The organism is Piscinibacter sp. PDB5-1 (assembly GCF_056676035.1).
In genome coordinates, this window is sequence record NZ_JBWVZL010000001.1 from 976,488 (window position 1) to 1,002,679 (window position 26,192).

General features: G+C 68.4%; 16 protein-coding genes. 4 read left to right on the forward strand and 12 right to left on the reverse strand.

From position 1 onward, the window contains the following. Positions 1-15: 15 nt before the first annotated feature. A complete protein-coding gene (gene acpS, locus AC1KAT_RS04370) occupies positions 16-489 on the reverse strand; it encodes a holo-ACP synthase (RefSeq protein WP_480323158.1) in 474 nt (157 codons plus the stop codon). 250 nt (positions 490-739) lie between these two features. On the opposite strand from acpS, the gene AC1KAT_RS04375 reads away from it, so the two are divergent. The 4 genes from AC1KAT_RS04375 to AC1KAT_RS04390 all read left to right on the forward strand — a co-directional run bounded on the left by AC1KAT_RS04375 (position 740) and on the right by AC1KAT_RS04390 (position 4,721). Next, positions 740-1,933 carry an acyl-CoA dehydrogenase family protein gene (locus AC1KAT_RS04375; RefSeq protein ID WP_480323160.1) on the forward strand — a complete coding sequence of 398 codons (1,194 nt, stop codon included), beginning with the start codon at positions 740-742 and terminating at the stop codon, positions 1,931-1,933. Beyond that, positions 1,930-2,859 (forward strand): amino acid--[acyl-carrier-protein] ligase, encoded by a 930-nt coding sequence (locus tag AC1KAT_RS04380; protein ID WP_480323162.1) that lies wholly within the window; start codon positions 1,930-1,932, stop codon positions 2,857-2,859. The genes AC1KAT_RS04375 and AC1KAT_RS04380 overlap by 4 nt, the downstream gene beginning before the upstream one ends. 14 nt (positions 2,860-2,873) lie before the next feature. Next, on the forward strand, positions 2,874-3,869 hold the full coding sequence (locus AC1KAT_RS04385) for a DUF1839 family protein (protein WP_480323164.1): 996 nt from the start codon (positions 2,874-2,876) through the stop codon (positions 3,867-3,869). 156 nt (positions 3,870-4,025) lie between these two features. Then, the gene (locus AC1KAT_RS04390) at positions 4,026-4,721 is read left to right on the forward strand and encodes a PEP-CTERM sorting domain-containing protein (RefSeq protein WP_480323166.1); all 696 of its coding nucleotides are present in this window, start codon (positions 4,026-4,028) and stop codon (positions 4,719-4,721) included. A gap of 105 nt (positions 4,722-4,826) precedes the next feature. On the opposite strand, the gene AC1KAT_RS04395 is transcribed toward AC1KAT_RS04390, so the two are convergent. The 11 genes from AC1KAT_RS04395 to AC1KAT_RS04445 all read right to left on the reverse strand — a co-directional run bounded on the left by AC1KAT_RS04395 (position 4,827) and on the right by AC1KAT_RS04445 (position 25,846). Further along, positions 4,827-5,825 (reverse strand): glycosyltransferase family 2 protein, encoded by a 999-nt coding sequence (locus AC1KAT_RS04395; RefSeq protein WP_480323168.1) that lies wholly within the window; start codon positions 5,823-5,825, stop codon positions 4,827-4,829. Next, entirely contained in the window at positions 5,822-6,679 is an 858-nt protein-coding gene (locus AC1KAT_RS04400; RefSeq protein WP_480323170.1) for a polysaccharide deacetylase family protein, read from the reverse strand. Before AC1KAT_RS04400 ends, AC1KAT_RS04395 begins: the two co-directional genes overlap by 4 nt. Then, entirely contained in the window at positions 6,676-7,524 is an 849-nt protein-coding gene (locus AC1KAT_RS04405; protein WP_480323172.1) for a WecB/TagA/CpsF family glycosyltransferase, read from the reverse strand. The genes AC1KAT_RS04400 and AC1KAT_RS04405 overlap by 4 nt, the downstream gene beginning before the upstream one ends. Further along, positions 7,521-9,125: an amino acid adenylation domain-containing protein gene (locus AC1KAT_RS04410; protein WP_480323174.1), complete on the reverse strand. Its 1,605-nt coding sequence runs from the start codon at positions 9,123-9,125 to the stop codon at positions 7,521-7,523. Before AC1KAT_RS04410 ends, AC1KAT_RS04405 begins: the two co-directional genes overlap by 4 nt. A gap of 12 nt (positions 9,126-9,137) precedes the next feature. Next, positions 9,138-9,386 carry a hypothetical protein gene (locus tag AC1KAT_RS04415; protein WP_480323176.1) on the reverse strand — a complete coding sequence of 83 codons (249 nt, stop codon included), beginning with the start codon at positions 9,384-9,386 and terminating at the stop codon, positions 9,138-9,140. A gap of 97 nt (positions 9,387-9,483) precedes the next feature. Next, on the reverse strand, positions 9,484-10,347 hold the full coding sequence (locus AC1KAT_RS04420) for a diiron oxygenase (RefSeq protein ID WP_480323178.1): 864 nt from the start codon (positions 10,345-10,347) through the stop codon (positions 9,484-9,486). An 80-nt stretch (positions 10,348-10,427) separates the two neighbouring features. Beyond that, positions 10,428-11,549: a hypothetical protein gene (locus AC1KAT_RS04425; RefSeq protein WP_480323180.1), complete on the reverse strand. Its 1,122-nt coding sequence runs from the start codon at positions 11,547-11,549 to the stop codon at positions 10,428-10,430. Positions 11,550-11,581: 32 nt separating this feature from the next. After that, a complete protein-coding gene (locus AC1KAT_RS04430; protein ID WP_480323182.1) occupies positions 11,582-12,601 on the reverse strand; it encodes a glycosyltransferase family 2 protein in 1,020 nt (339 codons plus the stop codon). A gap of 2 nt (positions 12,602-12,603) precedes the next feature. After that, the gene (locus AC1KAT_RS04435) at positions 12,604-19,125 is read right to left on the reverse strand and encodes an SDR family NAD(P)-dependent oxidoreductase (RefSeq protein WP_480323184.1); all 6,522 of its coding nucleotides are present in this window, start codon (positions 19,123-19,125) and stop codon (positions 12,604-12,606) included. Between the two features lie 49 nt (positions 19,126-19,174). Beyond that, a complete protein-coding gene (locus AC1KAT_RS04440; protein WP_480323186.1) occupies positions 19,175-23,770 on the reverse strand; it encodes a MupA/Atu3671 family FMN-dependent luciferase-like monooxygenase in 4,596 nt (1,531 codons plus the stop codon). A 528-nt stretch (positions 23,771-24,298) separates the two neighbouring features. Further along, on the reverse strand, positions 24,299-25,846 hold the full coding sequence (locus tag AC1KAT_RS04445; RefSeq protein WP_480323188.1) for a right-handed parallel beta-helix repeat-containing protein: 1,548 nt from the start codon (positions 25,844-25,846) through the stop codon (positions 24,299-24,301). Positions 25,847-26,192: the final 346 nt, after the last annotated feature.

The window sequence follows — 26,192 nt, forward strand, 5'->3', positions numbered from 1 at the left end:
ATGGCTTTCGGAAATTCAGACCTCGCGGCCCATGCCGGGCTGACTGGCTGCATCGGCCTGACCCACGCGGCAGCGGGCGGTGACCACCGCGCCCGCGTAGTCGCCGTCGTGGCTCAGGCTGAGCGCCACCTCGCAGACCCCGAGGTCGGCCGCACGGGCCGCGGCCTTGCCGTGCAGCGCCAGGTGGCAGGCTCCTTGGGGCAATCGGCGTACCTCGATCTCGCGCCAGCCGATGCCCGCCTCGCTCAGCGAGAACGCCTTGATGGCGGCCTCTTTGGCCGCGAAGCGTGCGGCCAGGCGCTCGGCGCAGTGCGCGTCGGATTCGCACGCGTAGGCGATTTCGCCGTCGCTGAAGAGCCGTCGCATGAAGCGCTCACCAAAGCGGTCGAGCGATTCGCGGATGCGGCTGATCTGGACCAGGTCGAGACCCACGCGCAACCCATCTTGCGAGGGCAGGCCGCAGGCCAAGGTGCTGGACAGGGTCGACATGAGGCTGAGTGAAGTGACGGCACGCGAAGGCGCTGGCGCATGGTGCCAGCGCCGCGAAGGATGGTCGAATTGGCGGGTCCACGGCATCCCCAGTTGAGGGGGAAATCCCTTGTTTGTGTGACACGCTTGGCAACTGATCGGTGCCGATCCCGAGTCTGTAGGTCGTCTGAACGATGGGCGGCACCGGGCCCTGGGACTATGCTCGGGCGCTCGACGCTCGGCCACCCAGGCCGACCCGCACTTCTGAGCCATGAACTCGCCCGACCGAGCCCCTTTCGACCACGACTTCGCCGCGCTGCTCGCGGCCACGAAGGCGATCGCCACCGAGGTGGCGGCCGCCCATGCCGCCGATGTGGATGCGCGGGCGCGCTTCCCGCACGAGACCGTCGATGCCTTGCGCGCGGCGCGGGTGCTGTCGGCCGCCGTGCCGCGAGAACTGGGCGGGGCCGGCTGCACGCTGCGCGAGCTGGGCCAGCTGTGCGCGCAACTCGCGCAAGGCTGCGGGTCGAGTGGCATGGTGCTGGCCATGCACTACAGCCAGGTCGCCTGCCTCACGCGCCACGCCGGCGAGCACGCCGCGATGCGCGCCTACCTCGTCGAGATCGCTCAGAACCAGCGCCTGCTGGCGTCGATGACGTCCGAGGTGGGCACCTTCGGCGACACGCGGTCGAGCGTGTGCGCGGTCGAGGTGCGCGATGGGCGCTTCACGCTCGTCAAAGACGCCACCACCGGCTCGTACTGCGCGCAGGCCGATGCCATCCTCGTGAGCTGCCGGCGCGACCCTGAGGCCGCGCGCAACGACCAGGTGCTGGTGCTGGTGCGGCGCGAAGACCGCACGCTCACGCAGACCACGAGCTGGGACACCATGGGCATGCGCGGCACCTGCAGCCCGGGCTTCAAGCTCGAAGCCACGGGCCCGGCCGAGCATGTGCTGCCGGGCGCGTTTGCAGAGATCCTGGCGCAGACCATGGTGCCGTATTCGCATGCGCTGTGGGCCGCGCTGTGGAGCGGCATCGCGGCCGACGCCGTCCACAAGGCCGCGAGCCACGTGCGCGCCGAAGCCCGCAAGAACCCGGGCGTGGTGCCCCCCACCGCGCAGCGACTGGCCGAGGTGTCGGTGCAGTTGCAAACCATGCGGCAACACTGGCAGTCGGTGGCCGAGGCCTACGACGCCTGCACGCAGGCGCCCGATGCGGCCCAGCAGCTGATGGGCATGGCCTGGTCGCTGCGCTTCAACAACCTGAAGGTGGCGCTGTCAGATGCGGCGCCGCAGGTCGTGCACCGCGCGCTTCAAATCGTCGGCTTGATGGGCTACAAGAACGACAGCCCCTACAGCCTGAGCCGCCAGTACCGCGACGTGCTGTCGGCGTCGCTCATGCTCTCGAACGACCGCATCGGCGCCCAGAGCGCGTCGATGCTGATGGTGCTGAAGGAGATCCCGTGAGCAACGCGACTTCGTCCACCACCGTGTACGACATCGACGGCTTCCGCGCGGGCTTGGTCGCGCATGGGTTGATCCTGCCGACCGGTGCGGCCGGCACCTTCGGCCGGGGCGCGGTCTTCGAAGACGTGGTCGAGCGCTTCAACGCGCTGGTCACCCGAGAGGCCGAGGGCGAGCGCCCCGACAGCCTCGCCTTTCCGCCGGTGATCGACCGGGCGGTGCTCGAAAAAGTGAACTACCTCGAATCCTTTCCGCACCTGTGCGGCAGCATCCACAGCTTCTTCGGCAACTCGCTGCAGGCGCTGGCCCTGGCCGAGCGCGCCCGCAACGGCGAACCCTGGGGCGAGCTGCTCGGCGAGACCGGTGTGGTGCTGAACCCGGCCGCGTGCTACCCGGTGTACCCCACGCTGCAAGGCACGCTGCCCGCCGCGGGCCGGATCATCAGCGTGCTCGGCTGGGCCTACCGCCACGAACCTTCGCCCGAGCCGACGCGCATGCAGTCCTTCCGCGTGCGCGAGCTGATCCGCGCCGGCCGGCCGGCCGAGGTGCAGCAGTGGCGCGACGACTGGGCGCCGCGCGGGCTGGCGCTGCTTGAATCGCTGGGCCTGCCCACGCAGCTCGACGTGGCAGCCGACCCTTTCTTCGGGCGTGGCGGCAAGATGCTCGCCACCAGCCAGGTCGAGCAGAAACTCAAGTTCGAATTGCTGGTGCCGGTGATCTCGCGCGAGGAGCCCACCGCCGTGTGCTCGTTCAACTACCACCAAGAGCGCTTCGGCAGCACCTTCGGCATCCGTTCGTGCGATGGCGAGGTCGCCCACACCGCCTGCCTGGGCTTCGGGCTCGAACGCGTCGCGATGGCCTTGTTCAAGACCCACGGCTTCGAGCCCGAGCGCTGGCCCGATCGCGTGCGCGCGCGCCTGTGGGTCTGAGCCCGTCGCCGACCGTGCCACGCCTGCGCCCCCTGCCCTTGCTCGACGTGGCGACCCACGCGCCGCATGCGCTGCACAGCGAGGCACGGCCCTGGGTCGAGAAGAACTGCTACGTCGATGTGTGGATCGAGTTGCTGCACGCACTGGGCCTCGACCCGCACGCGATGCTGCCGTCCGCCCTGGCCGTCGATTTCGAAGGCGACCAGTGGACCTTCTACAAACCACCCCACAGCGACCTGCGCACGCTCTATGGCATCGACGTGCAAGAGCTGACCGTCTGGCGGCCCCTGCTCGACCATGCCGAAGAGCACCTCGCGCGCGGTCGGCTCATCAGCACCGAAGCTGACGCCTTCTGGCTGCCCGACACCGCCGCCACCGACTACCGCCAGCACCGGGTCAAGACCACCATCGTGCTGGCCGACCTCGACCGCGCGAACGAGCGCCTGGGCTACTTTCACAACGCGGGCTACTTCGAGCTGAGCGGTGAAGACTTTCGTGGCGTGTTCCGGCTCGGTGACTCACCCGCGTCGCAAGAGCTGCCGCTCTTCGCCGAGTTGATCCGCATCGACCGGCGTGTGCAGCACGCGCCCGACGAGTTGGCGCGGCGGTCTGCCCGCCTGCTTGGCGAGCACCTGGCTTGGCGCCCGGCCGACAACCCCGTGCGCCGCTTCGCTGAACGCTTCGCCCACGAGCTGCCGGCCCTGCTGTCGCGCGACCTCGCCCACTACCACGCATGGGCCTTCGCCACGGTGCGCCAGATGGGCTCGGCCTTCGACCTGGCCGCCGAGCACCTGCGCTGGCTTTCGCGGCCCGAGGCACCGAGCGCCGAGGCGCTGACCACGGCCGCCGACGCGTTCGATGCCATCGCCCTGGGTGCGAAGACGTTGATCCTCAAGATCGCCCGAGCCGTCAACACCGGCCGCCCTGCAGACTTCAGCGCCCTCTTCGATGAGATGGCTTCGGCCTGGGACCGGGGCTTCGCCTCGCTCGAATCGCCCCCCCTTACTTGAGTGGAACGCCCGCTCGGGTGTGGCATTTTTCATCCCGTTACCCGCAAGCGGGGGGAGTGGTGCGGCACACATGCCCCCTATCGTTGCCGCATTGCGCCGAAGATCAGTTGGGTTCTTGGTCTCGCGTGCCCACCGATCTGCCATTCGAGACCTCGCATGTCCATCTTCAAGCCCGCCCTGCTCTCGCTCGCCGCCCTGACCGCCTGCGTTGGCGCACACGCCCAAGGCATCTCCGGCCAAGGCACCTGGGAAACCACGCTGCTCGCACGCGACCTGAACGGCGACTCGGTCGTTGACGCCTACTACGACACGGCGCTCAACATGAGCTGGCTGGCCGACGCCAACGTGGCCGGCCGCATGGGCTGGCAACAGGCGGTCGATTGGGCCGCCAACCTCAACGTCTACGGCATCACCGGCTGGGCCCTGCCTTCGACCCCGATCACCGGCTGGGGCAGCTGCAGCTACTCGGCCATCGGTGGCAGCAACTGCGGCTACCTGCCGCAAACCACCTCGGCCATGGCGCACATGTACTACGTGACGCTGGGCAACATCGGTGCCCCGCTGCCCGGCGGCCGCCTCACCAACACCGGCCCGTTCCGCAACCTGCAGTCGGCCGCGTACTGGTCCAACACCGGCACGCCCGACCCGAGCTACGCCGCCTGGGACTTCAACATGGCCGAAGGTGCACTGAACTACGTGCGTCCGGGCTACCAGATCTTCGCCTGGGCCACGCACGCGGGTGACGTTGGCGCCCTCGTGTCGCCCGTGCCCGAACCCACCAGCGTCGCGCTGATGCTGGCCGGCCTGGGCGCCATCGGTGTGGCCCGCCGCCGTCGCACCGCCAAGGACTGATCCACGCACGCCGCGCCCTGTGCGCCAATGCAAAGGCCGCCTGAAGAGGCGGCCGTTGTCGTTCATGGGTGCCTCGCGCGGTGGCGCGTCACGACGCCGGCACGGTTACTTGTATTCGATCAGGCGAGTCGGCCCGCCCGACAGGCGCCGTGCGACGAACTTGAGCTGCCCCGCCGCCTCGGCGAACTTGCCCACAGTCAGAAAGAACGCACGCACCGCCCGCGTCTTGGCCGGCCCTTGCAGGCCGGCATAGAGCCGCAGCGCCTGCAGCGGGTACAGCGCCAGGCCCGCCAGCGCCCACGGCCCGGCGAAAGGCAGCGCGACCAGCACGGCGAGCGGAATGCCCAGCCCCCACAGCCAGGCACGGCGCGACTCCTTGACCTTGTGCCGCTCGGGCGGCTGGCCGTGCAGGTGCGCGCCCTGGGCATAGGCGAAGCCGGCGCGCATCTGCCGCTTCCACCACTGGCCGACGCGCAGGATGTTCGCGTCGTGCAAGGTCATCTCGGCGTCGAGGCGATAGAGCTTCCAGCCAGCGGCGCGCAGGCGAACGCACAGCTCGGGCTCTTCGCCGGCGATCAGGTCGTCGCGGTAGCCGCCGGCGGCTTCGAGGGCGGCGGCCCGCACCATGACGTCACCGCCGAAGGCGCGGGTTTCGCCGATGGGGCTGTTCCATTCGATGTCGCACAGCAGGTTGTAGATCGAGCGCTCGGGGTAGCGCTCGCGACGGCGCCCGCACACGGCGGCCATGTCGGGGCGCGCCGCGAGAAAGTCGCGCGCCGCAGCCATCCAGCCCGGCACCACGCTGCAGTCGCCATCGACGAACTGGATGAGTTCGACATCGGGCATCAACGCCCGCGCACGCCGCCAGCCGGCGTTGCGCGCCAGCGCGGCGGTGAAGGCGGTCTTGGGGTCGAGCACGATCACCTCGACGCCCAAGGCGCGGGCCATGGCGACGGAGTCGTCGGTCGAGTTCGAATCGACGTACACGACCAGCGCCGCTTCGCCGACCACCGAATGCAGGCAGGCCCGCAGGCGCTCGCCCTCGTTGCGGCCGATGGCGACGACCGCGATGCGCGGGGCCGATGCGGTGGCGGCGGTGCTCACGCTTGCTCGGTGGCGGCCGGCTTCTGCAGCTTCCACAGCGTGTCGTCCACCAGTTTCCACACGTCCATGCCACCGCGGCACAGCAGCTTGAACATCCACAGCGGCTCACCGCCTTCGACCTTGACGCGCGGCAGGCGGATCAGGTCGGTGCCCGGCTTGAGCGTGCCGTGCTGCGCGATGAACACCGTGCGGTAGCCGCAGTCGGCCAGCATCTTCGCGGTGGCCGGGCTTTCGTCGGTGCGCATGCCGAAGGGGTAGGCGAAGGTTTCGATGGGCTCGCCGAGGTGTTGTTGCAGCAACTCTTTCGAGCGCTGGCCTTCGTTCAGCGCGTCGGCCGCCGGCAGCTTGGCCACCGAGCGGTGCGTGTGGGCGTGCGAGCCGATGGTCAGGCCGGCGGCGCGCAGCTTCTTCACCTCGTCCCAGGTCATGTAGGGCTCGCCCGAGGCGCTGACCGTGCCGACGAAGCTGGTGGTGACGTAAGCCACGGCGGGCACGCGGTACTTGTTCAAGATGGGCGCGGCGATGTGCAGCCAGCTGCTGAAGCCATCGTCCATCGTGACCAGCACGGCGCCGTCTTTGAGCGGCGCCTCGCCGCGCACGAAGCGCTCGATGTCTTGCAGCGAGACGGCCAGGCCCTGCTCGGCCAGCCACCGCATCTGCGCCTCGAAATCGGCCGGGCTCACGCACCACGGGTCGCGCCGGGCCTCGCCGAAGCGGTGGTAGGTCAGCACGCGCACGGTCGGGCCCTTGCTCGTCGCGCGGCGGATCGCCAGCGAGCCGGTGACGAAACTGCCGACGACGGCCACATAGCGCGCGGCCTTCTTGATGACCCAGCGGTGCAGTGAAACGCTCATGGTGTGATCTTCGTGTCAGGCTTCTTGGCGTCGAGGCCGAGCAGGCGGCTGCGCATCACACGCGCCAGGAACAGCGGGTTGCCCAACAGGTAGCGGCGCGCCTTGTGCGGCTGGCGGATCAGCAAATGCAGCCACTCGTAGCCGATGCGGCGCACCCAGGCCGGGGCGCGCACCAGGTCACCGACCCAGTAGTCGAACAGGCCGCCGATGGCCATGCACACCGGCACCTTCAGGTGCGGCAAGTGGTCATGGATCCACTGTTCTTGCATCGGGTTGCCCATGCCGACCAGCAGCATGTGCGCGCCCGAGGCGTTGATCTGCTCGACCACCGGCATCGAGTCCTTGCCCTTGAGGTAGCCATGATGAAAACCGGCCTGCGTCCAGCCGGGGAAGGCCTTGCGCGCATGCTCGGCCGCGAGGCCGATGCGCTCGGGCGTGTTGCCCAGCAAAAAGTACTTGAAGCCACGGTTCGCGAAGCGCGAGAACACCAGCGGCACGAGGTCGGTGCCGTTGACGTTGTCTTTCAACGGCGCGCCGTGCAGCAGGCGCGCCGCCCAGCGCACGCCGGTGCCGTCGCCGAACACGCGGTCGGCGCGGTTCAGCACGTCGCGGTAGCCCGGCTGGTCGCAGGCCGTGTTGAGCGTGTGCGCGTTCACGTAGCAGATGCTGTGGGCGCGCGGCGGTTGCATCGTCAGCATGGCCTCGACCATCGCCAAGGCGTCTTCCATCACCACGTCGGTGACGGCCACGCCGAGGATGGACAGCACATCGGCCTCCCCCGCCACCTGGGGCCGCGCCACAGCGCGACTGCCGAGCACGGCCTGGCTCGGGCTGGCCTCGTTCATGCCGCGCCCGCCTCGCTGGCCAGCAGGGCCTGCAGCGCCTTGCGATCCACCTTGCCGTTGGCGTTGAGCGGAAATTCAGCGACCAGCCGCAGCTGGCTCGGGTGCATGTAGGGCGGCAGGCGCTCGATCACGCGCTGGCGGATCGCCACCGTGTCGGCGCTGTCGGCCCCGAGGAAGCCAACGACACCATCGGCCCCGCTCGGGGTGACGGGCCAGCCAATGGCGATGGCGACATCGACGCCGGCCTCTTGGCGCATCACCGCTTCGATCTCGCCCAGCTCGACGCGGTAGCCCTGGATCTTGATCTGGTTGTCCACCCGGCCGAGGTAGACCATCGGCTGGCCCGGCCGAGGCCGGCGCACGCGGTCACCGGTGCGGTAGTAGACCTCGCCCTTGCCGGGCGGCGTGACGAAGGCGGCGGCGGTGCGCTCGGCGTCGCGGTAGTAGCCCAGCGTGAGCTGCGCGCCGGTCATCATCAGCTCGCCGGTTTCGCCCTCGGGCACCTCGTTCAACTGCTCATCGACCACGAGCACCTTCATGCCCGGGTAGGGCTCGCCGATGGGCACGACGCCCAGCTCGCTTTCGGCGGGCGAGCGTTCGGCGTCCCAGCGGTACAGCGTGCAGGCGATGGTCAGCTCGGTCGGGCCGTAGAGGTTTTCGAGCGGGCCGTTGGGCGCGGCCTCGGCCCACTTCTGCACGATTTCGACCGGCAGCGCCTCGCCGCAAAACAGGCTCAGGCGCAGGTTCGGGTACTTGCCCGGCTTGAGCACGCGCAGGCGACTCATCAGCACGGCCGTGGACGGCACCGAGAACCAGATGCTGAGCTTGCAGTCGGTGATGTAGCGGCCCGGCAGCATTTTCTGCGCTTGCGTGGGCGCGCACAGGCAGGCGCCGTTCTCCCAGGCCATGAACATGTCGAACACCGACAGGTCGAAGGTCAAGTCGAAGGTCTGCGAGAAGCGGTCTTCTTCGGTGACGGCGTAACGCGCGGCCATCACGTCCATGAAGTGCGTGGCGTTGCGGTGCGCGACCATCACGCCCTTGGGCGTGCCGGTGCTGCCCGAGGTGAACAGCAGGTAGGCGATGCCGTTCGGATCGACGTCGCCGGCTTGCCATTCGGCGGCGGGGCGCATGTCACCGCGGGCGACGAAGCGGTGCTGCGGCCAGCGCGCCGCGAACTCGGCCACGTCGGCGTGGTCGGGCATCAGCAGCACGAGCGGCGTCTCGACGCCTTCGAGCACTTCTTCGAGCTGGCGCGCGGCCGCTTCATCGACGACCAGGCTGCGGCAGGCCGAGCGCACGAGCATCGCGCGCGTGCGGTCGGTCGGGAATGCCGGATTCAGCGGCACGTAGCCGTGGCCGCGCAGCAACCCCGCCAGCACGCTGGCATAGGCCGTCAGCGAACGGTGGCCATAGACCGCGGTGAGCAGCGGCTCGTCGGCCGGGGCATGGCGCGCCAGCGTGGCGGCCAGGGCGGCGGCGCGCTCGAAGAGCTGGCGGTAGCTGAGCACCTGCCCATCGAGTTCGAGCGCGGGCCGCTCGGGAAAGCGCTCGACGGAGCGCAGGAAACCGGTGCGAAGGGTGCGGCGCTCGTCAGACATGGCGTGTGCGCCTCAGGCCTGGGCGAAGAAGGCGTCGTACAGCGCGTTCACGCTGGTGAAGGCCTCTTGCTCGATCGAGTCCACGTCGATGTCGTCGCCGCGCAGGCTTTCGATGTAGAGCACGAACTCGACGATGTCGAGCGACGAGAGGATGCCGTCGGCCAGGATCGGCGTCGCATCGCTGAACTCGCCGCGCGGCGGGGTCTTGGCGTGCTTGAGGATCCAGTCACGCAGCTTGGTTCTGACTTCGCTTTCTTGCATCTGTGTATGTCCCGTTCCTGGCGCGATTTTTGTGCACGAACCTCATGCGAACGGGCCCCATGGGGCCCGTCCAGCGTAGAGATGCATCAAGATCGCCTCAGAGCGCGGGCTCCTCCGTCAATAGTCCGGTGTTGATGAAGTACTTCACGATCTTGGCGCTGGCCCGCTTGCGGTGCTCGGCGCAGGCCGGGTGGCTCATCGCGAGCTGGCGCAGTTCGTACGAGTCGGCCAAGCCGGCGTCACGATACATGGTCGGGTTGTAGTAGTCGCCCCAAGAGCTTCGCAAGTACTCGGCCAGCCACTGCCGGAAGCCCGACAGCGTCTCGGGCGACCAATCGGCCGAGTACTTCTGGAAGAGCTCGGACAGCTGCAGGCGGCCGAAGGCCAGGTGGCGCGCCTCGTCGATGTGGTGCACCTTGTTGACCTCGCGCACGAAGGGATCGACCCGCTCGTCGCGCTCGATCACGAGGTTGTAGTAGTCGCCGAGTTCTTCGACGACCATGGCCTTGCAGTAGAAGGCGACCTCTTCCTCGCCCTTGGCGTACTCACGCGGCAGGTAGATCTTCTTCTCGGGGTAGACCTTCCCGATGTACCGGTGACAGAACTCGCCGAACATCACCATGTGCTTGTTTTCCTCGTCGAGGAAGTGGTGCAGGTATTCGGTCACGGACACCGGGTTGCCCTTGGCGTACAGCCGGTGGGCCAGGCCTTGCACCAGGGGGCGTTCGCCCTGCAGCACCAGGCTGAAGAAGTTGCCCAGCTCGTACAGGCTGAGCTTGCGCTGCTGCTCGTCGGTGAGCGCCTCGTACGCCGGTGTGCCGTAGATCGAGATCAACTCGGGCGGCATGTACCACGCGTTCGGGTCGAGCGCCTCGGGCCATTCGAAGATGCTGTAGACGTCCCAGATCTTCTTGCGCGAGGCCTTGTTCAGGCGTACGGCGAGTTCTGCTGCGGTTTCCATTGTTTGCGCTCCAACCGGAAGTTAGGCAATTCTTGAGCGAAAGATGCTAGTCGTGTCGTTTGTGCCCATGTTGACCGCAGTCACATGGCCATCGGGCCGTGCCCGTCCATGTTGGTGAGGTGCAGGCCCTTCGCCGTTTCATCGAAGGGCTCCAGCGCCTGCAACAGCTGGGGCGACATGGCGAACAGGCGTCGGTTGGCAAGAACGACATAACCATTGCGCGCAAAGCCATCGGACCAACCGGGATGCGCCTGGTTCGACACGAGGAGGTCGATCCCCCGCATCTTGAGGTGTCGCGTCGCGGCGTGCACCACCTCTGCGGCATCGGCCGGGTCAGCCAGGCAGTCAACGATAGAGCCCACGTGGAGATTCCCAAAGCGATGATCACCCCTCATCTTGGTGTCCATCACCAAGGCCCAGCCCAGGATGCGGTCATTCTTCTCGATTCGCAGCCGCGTGACCGGTGGCCAGGCACCTGGCGGGGCCAGCGCGTTCATCGACGCGGCGTCACGCACCGCAATGGCGCGGTACTGGCCTTTGCAACGGTCCCACAACTCGTCGGCCCAGGGGCCGAATTCGGGCACTTCGACGGCCTTGGCACTGAAACGGCCGCCGGCCTTCAGGCGCAGCACCGCATGCATCAGCCGCAAGCCGATCGAGCCGGCACCGGTGAACGCGGCCAGGTCGAGGATCAGCCGCTTCTTCGGTGAGGAGCGCAGCAGCTGGTTCAGCCGCAGAAAGCGGAAAGGCTTGACCACCAGCAGGCAGAACGGCGTCTCGTGCAGGCGCCAGCCCATCTTGCGCAGCATCTGCACCACCGGCTGCTCGTTGCCGCCGTGGCCCCAGCTGTACAGCAGCGGGCGCTTCTTGAGCATGTCGCGGATGAGCCGCAGGCCCAGCGCCGAATGCTTGGGGTCGATCGAGCCTTCGGAGAACGGCCCCTGCCAGTCGGTGACGACCTGTACTTGCCCGTTGATCAGCCAGTCTTGCGGCTTGAGCGCGAAGCAACCGCGCACGGCCTGCTCGTCTTCGACCGCGAGGTAGTACTCGCGCCAGACGTTCTGGCCTTCGCGGGGTGGAATCCAGTCGGGCACCGGATCGACGTAGAAGCTCCACGGCGAGCCCCCGGCTCGCATGCGCTCGTTGAAGGCCTGCACGGCCGCGCGGTGCTGCTCGCTGTGGGGAACGATCTGAATGGCCATCGGGTCGGTGAAGGTTTGCGAGAGCCGCGGGATCAGCGTGAGCCGCCACCCGGCTGGTGGGTCGGGATGCCGCCGTGGATCAGCGCCGAGTTGCGCAGCACATCGCGCATGAAGTGCGGCGGCTCGGTCAGCGGCTGGCGCTGGGCAACGCGGCGCAGGCACTGCGTGGCATAGGCGGTGGCCCAGGCAAGGTCGGTCGCGGCGGCGTAGAGCCGGCCGTGGTTCTTGACCCAGTAACGCCGGCGCGACTCGAACCAGTACTGCGGCCGGCGCTTGAGCGTGTGTTCGCCGGTGACACCGGTGCTCTGCCCGGCGATGTGCATCACGCGGCTTTGCGGCACGTACCAGCATTCCCAGCCCGCCTTGGCGGCGTGCAGCAGGAAGTCGGTTTCTTCGAAGTAGAGGAAGTAGCCTTCGTCCATCAGGCCGATCTGCTCGAAGACCTCGCGCCGCACCATCATGCTGGCGCCGGGCAACCAATCGACCTTTGACGGCCGGTCTTGCGGCATCGTCATGGTGACCGCGTGCTTGTTCAGCAGGCGTGCGATAGGCGCGAGGCGAAAGCCGCTGGCCACCTCGCTCCAGAACGACGGGAAGCGAAACGCATGCGGCCAGTCGCGCCCGTCTTCGAAGCACAGGCTGCTGCCGGCGATGCCCACGCGCGGGTGCGCGCGCAGGTGGTCGATCAATGCGCGCAAGGCCCCGGGGTGCGCCCGCGTGTCGGGGTTCAAGATCCAGAAGAACTCGGGCGGGTTCGGCGACGCGAGCGCCGGGCGCACCGCGAAGTTGTTGCCATACGAGAACCCGCCGTTGACGGGCGAGCGCATCAGCGTGGCCCAGCCGCCCCAGCCTTCGCGGGCGATGGCCGCAGCGATCACGTCGCCCGAGTCGTCGGGCGAGGCGTTGTCGACCACCGCGACCTGCGTGCCGGGGCAATCGCGCACCTCGGCTTCGAGCGAACGCAGGCACTCGACCACCAGCGGGCCGGTGCGGTAGTTGACGATGACGATCAGCGCGGACGCCGCAGCGCCCGCCTTCGGTTCGGCCGCCACCGTCAGTCCACCGTCGCCGGGCTGCGCTCGGCGGGGGCGGGTTCGGCGGCAGGGGCCGCGGCCGGCATCTTCGCCAGAGCCTCGTCGATGTGCACCTGCATCGCAGCCGACAGCGTTTTCACGTGCGGCTCTTGCAGTGCACTCGAGTGGCCGCCGGGGATGTCGAGCACGCGCAGCGGTTGCGCCACGCGCACGTCCCAGCCCATGGTGTCGCCTAGGTAGATTTGCTGGAAAGGCACATCGCCGGTCGAACCATCGCCCTGCGTGGCGCGGTACAGCACCACGTCGCCGCCGCTGAAGCGGCCGGTTGGCGTGTGCTGGCGGTGCGCCACCTCGTACATCTTCAGGAACGAGATGTCGGGCGCCACGGGCGCCGCGCCCTCGTGTTCGACCAGCTCGCGCAGCGATTCGACCTTGCGCTTGTTCTGGAACTTCTCGACGCGCATCTCGACCTGGTACTTGGCGAAGTTGCCGGCCTTCTTGAGCAGGGTGGACACCACCGGCCCATCGCCCTCGGCGAGCACGCGCTTGACGCGACCGACGCGCTCGCGCAGCAGGCGGTAGGGGCGCTCTTCGGCCGCGACATCGGCCGCGTCGATGATGCCCACGTACTGCGTCACCTCACCGGCGTCTTGCAGCTGGCGCGCCATCTCGAAGGCGATCACGCCGCCCGCGCACAGGCCGGCGATGAAATACGGCCCGTGCGGCTGCACGGCGCGAATGGCTTCGATGTGCGCCGCCGCCATGTCGACGATGCGCGTGTTGACGAACACATCGCCGCGCCGCGCCGGCTGCAGGCCGTACACCGGGTGACCAGCGTCGAGCTGCAAGGCCAGCGTGCGGTAGAGCAGCGTTTCACCGTTGCCGTCGTGCACGAAGAAGAGCGGCGGCTTGCTGCCCCCCGAGCGGATGCGGATCAGCGTGTTGTTGGTCGTGAGCGGCGCGGCCGTGGCCGGCTTGCCCTCGCCCGCGGCGCCCCCTTCGGCGGCTGCGGCCAGGGCCGCTTCGTCCTTGGGTTCGATCAACCCGGCCAGGCCTTCGACCGTGGGCTCTTCGAGCAGCGCGGTCAGCGGCAGCGTCTTGCCGGTGCGCTTCTTGAGCTTGTTGATGACCTGCACGGCCAGCAGCGAGTGACCGCCGAGGTCGAAGAAGTTGTCGGTCGCGCTGACGTGATCGACCCCCAGCATCTCGCCCCACATCTGCGCGATGAGGATCTCGGTCTGCGTGACCGGCGCCTTCCAGTCGGCACCGCGCGCGGCCGCGCCCTCGCCTTCGCTGCCCTCTTTGGCGGCCGGCGTGGCCGGTGCCCGCAGTTGCGCGAGAAAGGCGTGCAGGTCTTGCGGCGACACCGCGACCTGCGGCCCCGGCTGCCACGAGAGCACCCGCTCGATGATCTCGGCGCCTTCGGCCGACAGGATGCCGTCGCGCAGGCCCAGGGCCAGCACGTTGTTGGCGGTGGCGCGCGGCTTGTGAGAGGCGGCCGTCGAGGTCGTTTCGCTGCCGGTGCGCGCGAGCAAGGCCTTGTCGCGCACGCGGATCATCGTGAAGCCTTCGATGTCCACCAGCACACGTCCCTGTTCGTCGCACAGGGTCACGTCGTAGACGGCGAGATCGTCGCCGCCGTCTTCGGGGGCGCGGTAGCGGATGTGGCTGGTGATCTTCGGCGTGAGCGGCGCGAAGAAGCGCAGGCGGCCATACGAGGCCGGCACGAAGAAGTCTTTCGCGTCGTCGAAGCCGGGCACCAGGGCTTGGGCGCCGCCGGTCGCCATGTCGAGCACGGCCGGGTGCAACTCGAACTGCTGCAGGTCGGCGACGAACTCGGGCTTGAGCGCAAGCGTCATCAGCGCTTCGCCGGCGCCAAAGTCGATGCGCTGGATGTTGGCCCAGCGCGGGCCGAAGTGCAGGTGGGCCTGCTTCTCTTCGCCGGTGAAGACCTGCGTGCGCACGGTGCAGCGCTTGGCGATGTCGGTGGCGCTTTCGTGCGCCGGCACGGGCACGTCCACGTAGGCGACGGCGCCGCGCACGCTTTCGGTCCACGGCGCCTCGTCGGCGGCCTGCGCGCTGCGGCCGGTCACGCTGAACTGCCACGCGTTGCCATCGGCCGAGCGCTTGAGCTGCACCTGCAGGTCTTTTTCTTCGTCGGGCTTGACGGCAAACGGCGCCAGGAAGGTCACGTTGCGCAGCTCGACCGGCTTGGCCTGGCGGTGGTGCGAGAAGGCCGCACGCACCAGTTCGAGGTAGCCGGTGCCGGGGATCAACGCCTCGCCACCCAGCACGCGGTGCTCGTCGAGCAGCCAGTGCGTCTTGAGGCTGAAGCGCGTGGCGTACAGGCGCTCGTCGACGCCGTCTTTCAGGCAGCGTTCGACCAGCGGGTGGCCGACCGGCGTGCCCTTGCCTTGCGCGATGCCGAGCTGTTGCGCCAGTTCGGCGGCCATGCCGACCTCGGCCCATTGGCTCCAGTTGACCGCCACCGTGTAGGTGCCGTCGCGTGCGATGCGGTCTTGCGCATACGCGTCGAGGAAGGCATTCGCCGCGGCGTAGTCCACCTGACCGGCGAGGCCCGCGAACGAGCTGATCGACGAGAAGAGGATGACGAAGTCGAGCGGGCTGTCTTTCTGCGCCTCGTTGAGCGCGGCTTCGAGCACCAAGGTGCCCTGCAGCTTGGGCGCGAACACCTTCTGCGCGACGGCCGCGTCTTTGAGCTGGATGACGCCGTCGTTCAGCACGCCGGCCGTGTGCAGCACGCCGTGCACGGCGCCGAAGCGCGCGCGGGCCTGCTTGGCGACATGGCGCATCTGCACGAGGTCGGTGACGTCAGCGGCGCAGACCATCACCTCGGCGCCCAGCGCTTCGAGCGCCTTCACGTGGCGGATGCGGCGGCCGGTGGCCGAGTCGGCGTCGTTGTCGCGCAGCCAGGCGTCCCATTGCTCTTTGGGCGGCAGCGCACCACGCGCGACCAGCACCAGCTTGGCCTTGACCGTGCGCGCGAGGTGCTCGCCGAGCGCGAGACCCACGCCACCCAGGCCGCCGGTGATGAGGTACACGCCGCCCGTGCGCAGGCCCGGGGCCTTGGCGCTGGGCGCCTGCAGTGGCACGGCGTCGTAGCCCTGCACCCAGCGCTCGGTGGCGCGGTAGGCCACGGCCTCGTCGCCGGCCGAGGCGGTGACGTCGGCCACCAGCCGGTCGAGCCACGGCCCTTGCAGGCGCGCGGCGGCGGGCATCGTGTCAATGTCGATGCTGACGCAGCGGATGTTCTTGAACTCTTGCGGGATGACCCGGCACGGCCCCAGCACCGTGGCCTTGGCGGGCGCGAGGCCGGTTTCGCCGGCCACGCGCTGCAGGTGGTCGGTGATGACGCCCAGGCGGATCGGGTCGCTCAGGTCTTCGCGGCCGATGGCCTGCGCGAGGTACAGCAGGCTGAAGAAGCCGGTGGTCTGCAGTTCGTTGGCCGTCTTCACGCTGCCGTCGAGCGGCCTGCTGCCGGTGACCGACCACAGGTGGTAGATCGCCTGCGGCGCACGGCCTTCGACGGCCAGTGTGGCGATCAGCTTGTCGTACTCGGCCGCTTTGGCCGGGTTGATCGAGAAGTCGTGGTTGCCCTTGCGGCTGTAGGCCTTGCCCGGCCGCACCGTGGCGACCTCGTGGCCCGACTCGCGCAGGCGCGCCACCAGGCGCTCGGCCACGCCGGTGTCATCGACGAACACCAGCGCGCGCAGCGGCTCGGCGCCTTCTTCGGCGGTTGCCGGTTGAGGCGCCTGTGCGCGCTTCCACACCGGTTGGTAGAACCATTGCGCGAGGTCGCTGCGCTTGTGCAGTTGGCCATCGGCCTCGTGCGTGGCGGTGGCGACCGAAGTACCGGGCTCGACCCAATGGCGCACGTGGTCGAACTGGTAGGTCGGCAGATCGATGCGCTGGCGCTTCTCGTTGCCACGGAAGGCGTCCCAATCGACAGGAGCGCCGGCGGCCCACAGCCGGCCCAATTGGCCCAGCGCGTAGGCCTGGTCATGCACCTGCTCGTCGGGGTGGCGCATCGAGTTGAGCACCGGCTGCGTCGCCGGGCGACCCGGGTGCTGTCGTGCCAGCGAGGCCATCGTGCGGCCCGGCCCCACTTCGAGCAGGATGCGGTTCGCGTCTTTCAGCAACTCTTGCAGGCCATCGGCGAAGCGCACGGTGTGGCGCAGGTGGCGCACCCAGTACTGCGGGTCGGTCGCTTCGGCGGGAGTGATCCACGTGCCCGAGAGGTTCGACACGAAGGGCAGCTTGGGCGCGCTCATGCGGATGCGCGCGAAGAAGTCGCCGAACTCTTTCAAGATGGGTTCGAGCATCGGCGAATGCGCCGCCACCGAGATGCGCACGCGCGCGGCCTCGATCTCTTGCGCTTCGAGCACCTTGTGCAACGCATCGATGGCAGCGGCCGGGCCGGCGGCGACGGTGAGCTTCGGGCCGTTGATGGCCGCGATCGACAGCTCGGGCGTCATGAAGGGCCTCAGCTCGTCTTCAGACAGCGGCACGCTCAGCATGCCGCCTTCGGGCAAGGTCTCGAAGAGCTTGCCGCGCAGCTCGACGATCGTCAGCGCATCGCCCAGGCTGAACACGCCGGCCAGGTGCGCGGCGGTGTACTCGCCCATGCTGTGGCCGATCATGCCGGTGGGGTTGAGGCCCCACGACATCCACAGCTTGGCCTGCGCGTATTGCGTGGTCAGCAGCAGCGGCAGCGCGAGCGAGGGGCGCTGGATCTTCTCGGCCGCTTCGGCCTCGGTGCCGGCCGCCGGGAACAGCAGGCCCTTGTAGTCGGTGGCGCTGTTCTTCGCGAGCAGGGCCAGGCATTCATCGACCGCCTTGCGGAAGACCGGCTCCGACTCGTACAGGCCGCGGCCCATGTTCGGGTGCTGCGCGCCGCCGCCCGCGAACATGAAGGCGACGCTACGCGTGGCTTCGGTGTTGAGCGTGGTGGCGACGACCTTCGGGTCGTTCGCAGCGAGCAACTCGGCCGCTTCGGCCGGCGTCTGCGCCACAACGACGCGGCGGTGTTTCATCGCCTGCCGACCGACGTTCAGCGTGTAGGCCGCGTCGGCGAGGTGGGTGTCCGGGTGCTGCTTGAAGTGCTGGGCCAGCGCGGCGCCGTTCGCGTCGAGCGCGCTCGTGCTCTTGGCCGACAGCATCAGCAGTTGGTAGGGCCGGGTGGACGGGCCCGAGGCCGGCCGATTGGGCGCCTGCTGAAGAATGATGTGGGCGTTGGTGCCACCGACGCCCAGCGAACTGACGCCCGCACGGCGCACGCCACCGGGCGGGTTCCAGGCCTTCAGCGTGGCGTTGACGTAGAACGGGCTGCGCTCGAAATCGCAGGCCGGGTTGGGCGCGGTGAAGTGCAGCGAGGGCGGCAACTCGCCCGCCTGCATCGCCATCGCCACCTTGATGAAGCTCGCCACGCCAGCGGCCGTGTCGGTGTGGCCGATGTTGGTCTTGACCGAGCCGATGCCGCAGTAGCCGACCTTGTCGGTGCTCTGGCGATGCGCCTGCGTGAGCGCAGCGACCTCGATGGGGTCGCCCACCGGCGTGCCGGTGCCGTGTGCTTCGACGTAGCTGATGCTGTCGGCCGGCACGTTGGCGAGCGCCAGTGCTTCCGAGATCGCGGCCGCCTGGCCATCGACGCTCGGGGCCATGTAGCCGACCTTCAGCGCGCCGTCGTTGTTGATCGCCGAGCCCTTGATGACCGCGTGGATGTGGTCGCCGTCGTCGAGCGCGTCACGCAGGCGGCGCAGCACCACCACGCCGACCGCGCTGCCGAACACCGTGCCTTGCGAGCCTTCGTCGAAGGCGTGGCAATGCCCGTCGGGCGACAGGATTTCACCCTCTTCGTACATGTAGCCGCGGCGGTGCGGCATCTCGATGGTCACGCCGCCGGCGAGCGCCATGTCGCATTCGCCGTTCAGCAGCGCCTGCACGCCGGTGTGGATGGCGACCAGCGAGGTCGAGCACGCGGTCTGCACGTTGACGCTCGGGCCCTTGAGGTTGAGCAGGTACGAGACGCGCGTGGTGAGAAAGTCTTTGTCGTTGCCGGTGTGACGGACCAGGAAGAAGCCGACGCTCTGCATCAGCTTCGGGTTGGTCATCAGGTTGTACGGCATGTAGGCGTTGTGGCCCGAGCCGCCGAAGACACCGATGGAGCCGTTGAACTTCTCGGGCACGTGGCCCGCGTTCTCGAGCGCCTCCCACGACACCTCGAGGAAGTGCCGGTGCTGCGGGTCCATGATCGACGCTTCGCGCGGGCTGAAGCCGAAGAAGGGTGCGTCGAACATCTCCATGTCGGGCAGCACCGCGCCGGCCTTCACGTAGTTCGGGTGGCTGAACACCGACTCAGGCACGCCGGCCGCACGCAGCTCGTCGTCGGTGAAGCGCTGCAGCGACTCGACGCCGTTGCGCAGGTTGGCCCAGTACTCGTGGATGTTGCGCGCGCCCGGAAAGCGCCCCGCCATGCCAACGACGGCGATGTCGGTGTCCAGGCTGTCGTTGTTGTCGCTCATGGCTTGGTCAGGCTTTCAAGGGGTCGTCGCGTCATCCAGGCATTCGACATCAGGCATTGGCACCTTGGCGCGCACCGGCACGGCGCGCCATGGCGGCACGGCGGCCGGCGGCGCGGTCTTGGCCCTGCTGGGCGGCGGCGTTGTCGTTGCCGTCCTGGCTGAGGTACTGGCTCAGCGTCTGGATGGTCGGGAAGCGGAAGATGTCGGTGATCGACAGGTCGCGCTGCAAGGCCTCGCGCAGGCGGCGGTGCGCCTGCACGGCCAGCAGCGAGTGCCCGCCGAGGTCGAAGAAGTTGTCTTGCGTGCCGACCTGCGGCAGCTTGAGCACGTCGCGCCAGATGGCGGCGATGCTCTCTTGCAGGTCGTCGGTCGGCGCCACGAACTCGGCCGCGACGGCGGCGCTCGGGCCGGTCTCGGGGGCGGGCAAGGCCTTGCGGTCGATCTTGCCGTTGGGCGTTTGCGGCAGCGCGGGCAGCGTGACGAAATGCGCCGGCACCATGAAGTCGGGCAGGCTCACGCGCAGGTGGTCTTTCAGCGCGTTCGGGCAGGGCTTGTCGGCCCCGCTGGCGGTCACGTAGGCCACGATGCGCACGTCGCCCGGCGTGTCTTCACGCGCGACGACCACGGTCTCGCGCACGCTCGGGTGCGACAGGATCACCGCTTCGATCTCGCCCAGCTCGATGCGGTAGCCCCGCACCTTCACCTGGTGGTCGAAGCGGCCGAGGAATTCGAGCGTGCCATCGGCGCGCAGCCGCGCCAGGTCGCCGGTGCGGTACACGCGCCCACCGGCCGCGCCCTTGAACGGGTGCGCAATGAAGCGCTCGGCGGTTAGCTCGGGCCGATGCAGGTAGCCGCGCACCACGCCTTTGCCACCGATCACCAGTTCGCCCGGCACGCCGACCGGCACCGGCTGCTGCCGGCCGTCGAGGATGTAGATCTCTTGGTTAACCAGCGGCCGGCCCAGCGGCACGACGCCATCGACCGCATCGACCTTGTGCACCGCCGACCAGATGGTGGTCTCGGTCGGGCCGTACATGTTCATCAGCTCGCCGCGGATGACGGCCTTGATGTCGCGCGCCAGCGTGGGCGGCAGCGCCTCGCCGCCGATCATCATGCGGTCGAGCTTGGACAGGCCTTCTTGCGCGTCGGGGTCGATCAGCAGCATGCGTGCCATCGACGGCGTGCATTGCAGGTGCGTGACCTGGTGGCGCTTGAGCAGCGTGGCCACCGTGTAGTCGCCCTGGGCTTGCGCCTTGCGCGGCATCGAGTTGCGGCGCAGCTGGTTGAGGTATTCGAGGTGCGACAGCACCGAGGCCGAATCGACGCCGAAGTCGATCAGGCAGGCCACGTCATCGACGCCGATGGCCTTGATCTTGTCGATCATGGCCAGGCAGCCCTCGGGCGTGCCGAAGAGGCCGCTGGTCTCGTAGTAGCGCTCGAACGAGTGTTCGAGCAGCGCGGTCATCTCGTCGTCGCTCAGGCTTTGCAGATCGACGTTGGCGCTGGTGTCGTCCATGCCCTCGCGGCGCTTGAAGGCCGGGAAGGACCAGGCGTACTGCTTCACCAGGTGCATCGAGGTGCGCAGGTATTCGACGAGCGGCTTGCGCACCGTTTCGCGCACAGCGGCTTCGTCGGGGCCGACGAAGGTGTGCAGCATCAACGAGACATAGCCTTCGCCTTCGTGGCCGGCTTCTTTGTAGGCCTTGCGGTAGGCGGCCAGCTTGTCGGCCAGCTCTTCGACCGTCTGGCCCAAGAGGTGGGTCAGCACGTTGGCGCCCAGCTTGCCGGCGGCGATGAAGGTCTCGGGGTTGCCGGCCGAGGTGACCCAGTAGGGCAGCTCTTTTTGCACCGGGCGGGGCAGGATGCCCAGCTCGACCGTGTTGCCCGTGGCGCCGGGGAACGGCAGCTTCTCGCCGCGCCACAGCCGGCGCACGACGTCGATGTTCTTCAACATCACGTTCTTCGCATCGGCGAAGTTCTCGGGCTTGAGCGTGAAGTCGTTGGGCTGCCAGCCGGCGGCGAACGAGATGCCGACGCGGCCGTTCGAGATGTTGTCCACCACCGACCACTCTTCAGCCACGCGCAGCGGGTGGTGCAGCGGCAGCACGACCGAGCCCGCGCGAATCTTGATGCGCTCGGTGACGGCCGCGATGGCGGCGCTGGTCACCGACGGGTTCGGGTACAGGCCGCCGAAGGCGTGGAAGTGACGCTCGGGCGTCCAGACCGCGGCGAAGCCGTGCTGGTCGCCGTACTTCGCGCCATCGAGCAGCAGCTTGTACTTGTTGGTGCCGGCGCTGCTGTTCTCGGCTTCGTCGGCCGAGAAGTAGAAGAGGCTGAAGTCGAGCGGGCGCGAAGCCGCCGGGCCGCGTGCCTGGCCGCCCGACTTGCGCTCGTCGTCGGTGGCAATCACGACGTGGAAGCCACGCGTCAGCGTCCACACCAGTTCGAGCACCGAGATGTCGAAGCTCAGGCTCGTCACCGCGAGCCAGGTGCCCGACTCGGTGCCGAGCTTCTCGTCCATGCCGGCGAAGAAGTTGACCGCGTTGCGGTGCTCGACCATCACGCCCTTGGGCTTGCCGGTCGAACCCGAGGTGTAGATCGTGTAGGCGATGTGCTTCGGCTCGGCCCCGCCGTCGAAGGGCTCGGCCGATTCGGTGGCGATCGAGGGCCAGTCGCTGTCGAGGCAGATGACTTGCGCGCGGTGCTTGGGCAGGTCGTCGCGCAGCCATTCGAGCGACAGCAGCACCGGCACCTTCGAGTCTTCGACCATGTACGCGATGCGGTCGCGTGGGTAGGCCGGGTCGAGCGGCACGTAGGCGCCACCGGCTTTGTGGATGGCCAAGAGGCCGACCATCATCTCGACCGAACGCTCGACGCACAGGCCCACCAGCACGTCGGGGCCGACGCCCAGCGCGTGAAGGCGGCGGGCGAGTTGGTTGGCCCGGCCGTTCAGCTCGGCATAGGTGAGCGACTGGTCGCGGCAGGTGACCGCCGTGGCCTGCGGGGTGCGCGCGGCCTGCTCTTCGATCAGGCGGTGCAGGCAGGCGTCGTGGCGCCACGGGCCTTCGGTGTCGTTCCAGGTGACGAGCACCTTCTGGCGCTCGGCCTCGTCGAGCAGGGGCAGCTCGCCCAGGCTGCGGCCGGCGTCGAGGTCGGTCGCGGCGAGCAGCGTGGCCAGTTGGGCCTGCATCGCCGACACGTGTTCACGCGCGAGCTTCGACGCGTCGTAGATCCAGCGGGTGCTGCCGCCGTCGCGTTGCACGGCGATGGTGAGTTCGCTGCCGGGCAAGGCCTCGGCGTGGTCGAGCTGATCGACCACCAGCACGGCCACCGGCAGCACGCGCGGGTCGCCGCCTTGGGCGAGCGTGCGCAGCTCGGGCGTGCGGGCCACCGCGTCGCTGGCGTAGGTCAGGCGCTTGCGCAGGTCGCGCAACTCGGCTTCGACGGCCGTGCGCAGATCGGCGGCGCTGCGGTTGAAGTCGATGGCAGCGCGCAGCGGCACCTGCGGCGCAAACCACGCGGCGTGCTCGCCCACGGCTTGCGTGAGCGCCGGGTCGGCGAAGCCGAGGTCGAATTCGTCTTTGTCGCTCAGGCGGGCGAGGTGGCCGACGATGGCGGCAACCACGTGGTCGGCGCGTGCCGAGTTCGCAGCACCGGGCAGCGGCGCATCGGCGCGCTGGTAGTTCGTGGCCGCGGCCGTGGCGCTGCGGTCGATGTAGGGCAGCTCGATCGGCGTGCGCGTTTCGAGGCGGCGCAGCCAGAAGTTCTCAAACGAAGCGACGCGGGCGTTGAGTGCACCCAGCTGTTCGGCCTGGGCGGCACCGAGCACGTCGAACGCGGCGCCGGCCTGCAGGCCCAGCTTCGCGGCGGCCTCGGCCGGCGACAGCGCCTTGCCATCGAGCGATTCGAGGCGAACCAGCTGCACGTCTTGCGAGCCAGTCGCCACGACGAGGCCCTGAGCATCGCTTGCGACCACGGTGCCAGGCGCCTGGCCCAAGGCCGCGTCGAGCACACGCAGTTCGTTGACGATCACGAGCTGTCCACCGACCGCCGCCTTGGCCGAGCCGATGGGGTTGGCGTAGGTGCCGAAGTCGAGCGCGCGCACGAGCTTGGCGATTTGCTCGGCGGGCTGGTCCCAGCGAATCGCGCAGGCCGCTTCGGGGCGGTCCTTGCGGCCGAAGTACTTCTCGACGCCACCGGGCTGCGGCTGGGGAACGAGGCTGTTGTCGGTGAGGCCGGCCACCAGTTGCTCGAAGCTTTCCATGCCGGCTTCGAAGCACTTGGTGTTGAGCGTGAGCGCGGTTTCGCCTTCGCTCAGGTCGAAGCGGCGCTGCACGAGGATGTCGCCCTCGTCCACCTTCGCCGTCATCAGGTGCCAGGTGATGCCGTGCTGGCCTTCGCCGTTGAGCAAAGCCCACACCGGCGTGTTGAGGCCGGCGTACTGCGGCAGCGGACCGTCGTGGAAATTGATCGCCGCCTTTGTGGGCAAGGCGATCACCTCGTCGGGCAGGACCGACAGGTTGGTGATGCTGAACAGGTAGTCGATGGGCCGCAGGTCTTGCGCGGCCAGCAGGGCCTTGGCATCGGCCATGACGCGTATGCCCTTCTCGGCAGCCCAGCGCTTGATGGCGGGTCGCGTGCTCACGACGGCGGCGATCTGGTGTCCGGCGCCTTCCAGCACTTGCGCGCACTGGATCAAGAGGGATTCCGAACCGATGAGAACGCTACGCCATGAAGTGGTCATGATGTCTGTGGTTTGAGTTCCAGTGGGGGTCCCGCTGCGGGCCGAGCGGCACGGCGCCGTGGGTGCGGCGGCCCGAGAGCGTGTCGGCCGAGCGTACAGGTGCGAAGCAACGCTGCACACGACACCGACAACAAAAAACGCGCGGACCCGCGTCGAAATGCCGTCGGATTATCAGGGTCATTCCGAGGCCACCCCGCCCCTCATATGAGGCATTCGCCGGGCGTATGACCTCTGTCAGTCCTCACTTTCGTGACAAATTCCAGAGCCCAGACGCCCCACGCCGCGGGGCGCGATTGTGCGCAGACTGCATGACAACGCGCGACACCTAAGCTTGGGTCTCCCACAACGAGAAAGGCCCGCATGCGGGCCTTGGTGGGGTCAGAGGCCGGCGGCAGGGACAGGCCCCACCCCAGCCGGCCGGGTCGAACGCTAGCGCGCGCCGATGTTCACCGAGCTGCGCGTCACGCCCAGCCGGTCGAGCGTGGCGTTCAGCGTGACGGAGCCCGTACCGATGGCCGGGCTGCCCGCTTGCAGCAGGTCGTTCAGGCTGCTCGACGAAGGCAAGGCCACGAAGAGCGGGTTGGCACTCAAGCCGCCGATGTCGAAGCCGGCGGTCTGCGCCGCTGCGAGCGTGGCGTGGCTGCCGCTCCAGCGGCCGTTGCCGCCGGCCTGGTGGCACAGGTTGTTGCTGAAGGCCGAGAAGTTGGCGCGCGCCGTGTGGCCGAAGCAGGTGGTCGAGGCCGCACTGCCAGCGCCGTAGTAGACGAGGTTCGACACCACGCGCAGGTTGGTGCCCGAGCCGGCCCGCAGGCCCACGCCCTCGCTCCACGAGGCGGCGCGCGTCATCACGATCGTGTTGTTGCGCACCGTGGCGCCGGTGTCGGGCGCGTCGTTGCTCTCGGGGTTGCGGTCGGGGATCAGGATGGCCGCGTGGTAGGCCGCCTGCTCGTTGATGATGAGGTTGTTCTCGACGACCGCACCGGGCACCGAGGCCATGCAGATCGAGCACAGGCCCACGTTGACGATGGTGTTGCCGCGGATCTCGACGCCCCGGAACCACTCGGCCGAGTGGTAGCTCTCGGTGTCGGCGCTGTAGCTCGCGCTGTAGGCCGGGTTGATCGACACGCCGTAGCAGCCGCCGTTCGAGGCGACCTGAGTGATGGTGTTGCCCTCGAAGACGAGGTTGTCCCACTGCCCGTGCACGGTGAAGTTGCCGCCGTAGCACACGCCGTTCACCACCGAGTTGTTGGTGAAGGTGTTGCGGCGGATGACGGCATTGGTGCCGTGGCCGCCCAGGTAGATGGCGTGGTGCAGCGTGCTGCCAGCGTCGGGGCCGGTCGAGTTGTTGTAGGCGAATGTGTTGCCTTCGACCAGCAGGTTGTGCGCGTCACCCAACATGCCCATCTGGTAGTTGTGATGGATGTTGTTGTTGCGGATCGTCAGGTACGAGTTGCCCACGCCGGGGTTCGGCGTGTTGCCAGCGTGAACGCCCAGCGCGAAGCCGGTGATCTCGTTGCTCTCGATGGTCACGTTGCGCACGTTGTTGCGCAGGTAGAAGCCCCAGGAATTGGCGACGCCGTTGCCGTCGATGCGCAGGTTGCGGATCGAGTAGCCGCCGTCCACGGTCATGTTCTGCCAGTCACCGAACTGGAAGGCATAGAACGCGGAGCCCAGGCGCAGCCAGGGCTGGGCACCGTTGCCCCAGGCGGTTGCATAGCTGTCGAACACCAGCGGGCTCGACGGCGTGGCGTTGTTGTTCTGCAGCGAAACGCTGAAGTTGCTCCACGAGCCACCCTGGGCGAACAGCAGGCGGCTGCCCGCGGGCAATGCGTTGTAGTTGAAGCCCGTGAGGTTCTGCTTCGGGGCCGATGCGCTGGTGCCGGCGTTGGCGTTGTTGCCCGCCACGCAGCCGGGCCGTGCGCCGGCCTGGCAGTCAGAGAAGTAATACACCGGACCGGTCAGCGACTCGGCCGGCAACTCTTGCGCCGGCGGAGGCGGTGCCGGGGGAGGAGGAGGAGGAGGAGGCGGCGGCGGAGACGGCGGAGCCGAAGGCGCGCCAGCATCGGGCGCAGGCGCCTGGCTGATCGGCTCGCTGCTGTCCGCAGACGATTGTTGAGAACCCCCATCTGCACCGCCGCAGCCCGCGAGAACCGCGACCGCGATCGACAGATAAAGATTGACCGCCCTGCTCGAACCCACCCGTGTTTTGTTCATGTCCCCGTCGTCCGCCGTGCGATTGGGCGTGAAGCCCGCACGATGCATGCCGAGCATTCCGGTGAGTCGTTTCTCACACTTGCGATGCCCGGACTGACACACCTGGTCA

What these genes read in the sequence shown, in the direction of transcription:
- AC1KAT_RS04410 (WP_480323174.1), bottom strand. Translation starts at nt 9,125, where the DNA reads ATGTCTGACGAGCGCCGCACCCTTCGCACCGGTTTCCTGCGCTCCGTC.
- AC1KAT_RS04425 (WP_480323180.1), bottom strand. Translation starts at nt 11,549, where the DNA reads ATGGCCATTCAGATCGTTCCCCACAGCGAGCAGCACCGCGCGGCCGTG.
- AC1KAT_RS04405 (WP_480323172.1), bottom strand. Translation starts at nt 7,524, where the DNA reads ATGAACGAGGCCAGCCCGAGCCAGGCCGTGCTCGGCAGTCGCGCTGTG.
- AC1KAT_RS04400 (WP_480323170.1), bottom strand. Translation starts at nt 6,679, where the DNA reads ATGAGCGTTTCACTGCACCGCTGGGTCATCAAGAAGGCCGCGCGCTAT.
- AC1KAT_RS04415 (WP_480323176.1), bottom strand. Translation starts at nt 9,386, where the DNA reads ATGCAAGAAAGCGAAGTCAGAACCAAGCTGCGTGACTGGATCCTCAAG.
- acpS (WP_480323158.1), bottom strand. Translation starts at nt 489, where the DNA reads ATGTCGACCCTGTCCAGCACCTTGGCCTGCGGCCTGCCCTCGCAAGAT.
- AC1KAT_RS04435 (WP_480323184.1), bottom strand. Translation starts at nt 19,125, where the DNA reads ATGAGCGACAACAACGACAGCCTGGACACCGACATCGCCGTCGTTGGC.
- AC1KAT_RS04375 (WP_480323160.1), top strand. Translation starts at nt 740, where the DNA reads ATGAACTCGCCCGACCGAGCCCCTTTCGACCACGACTTCGCCGCGCTG.
- AC1KAT_RS04420 (WP_480323178.1), bottom strand. Translation starts at nt 10,347, where the DNA reads ATGGAAACCGCAGCAGAACTCGCCGTACGCCTGAACAAGGCCTCGCGC.
- AC1KAT_RS04390 (WP_480323166.1), top strand. Translation starts at nt 4,026, where the DNA reads ATGTCCATCTTCAAGCCCGCCCTGCTCTCGCTCGCCGCCCTGACCGCC.